Here is a 486-nt window from a genome sequence, read left to right as displayed (position 1 = left end):
TCCGTGTTGGTCTGTTTTTAAACCTTCTCGGATGATTTTTCCATCTTGGTCTAAAATATTGAAAATGGCACCTTCAAGTGTTCCATGGTGATCAATATCAACTTTAGTTAACTCAATTGAACCTGTTGTTAAACTATTTAAAGCTGTAACAGAGGTAATCTGAGATTGTCCTTTCGTAATTGTGAAAGGAATTGGTTTAATGTTTAAATCATAGCCAGTTGGAGCTTTCGTTTCAATGAACTGATAATCTCCCGGACGTAAATCAGAAACAGAAATCTTCCCATCTTTATCAGTAGTTAAATCAGAACGAACATCCTTGCCGTCCATATCTACAATTTTAAAGATTGCTCCTTCAAGAGTAGTACCATCGATGTCATCAACTTTAGTTAATTCAACTGCGCCTTTAGTTAAGCTGTTAGTAGCAGTAACAGAGGCGATTTTTTCTTGTCCTTTTTTAACTGTGAACTTAATAGGTGTTTTGTTTAA

1 protein-coding gene is annotated in these 486 nt (G+C 35.0%); it reads right to left on the bottom strand.

Annotated elements, in window-relative coordinates; genetic code table 11:
- On the bottom strand, nt 1–486 hold a 486-nt coding region (locus MR107_RS30375; RefSeq protein WP_255855190.1), incomplete at both ends, for an MSCRAMM family protein.

The sequence above is a fragment of the Bacillus cereus group sp. BfR-BA-01441 genome, from assembly GCF_022663075.1.
In the GTDB taxonomy this organism is placed as follows: domain Bacteria; phylum Bacillota; class Bacilli; order Bacillales; family Bacillaceae_G; genus Bacillus_A; species Bacillus_A cereus.
This window is presented reverse-complemented; position numbering and strand designations above follow the sequence as displayed.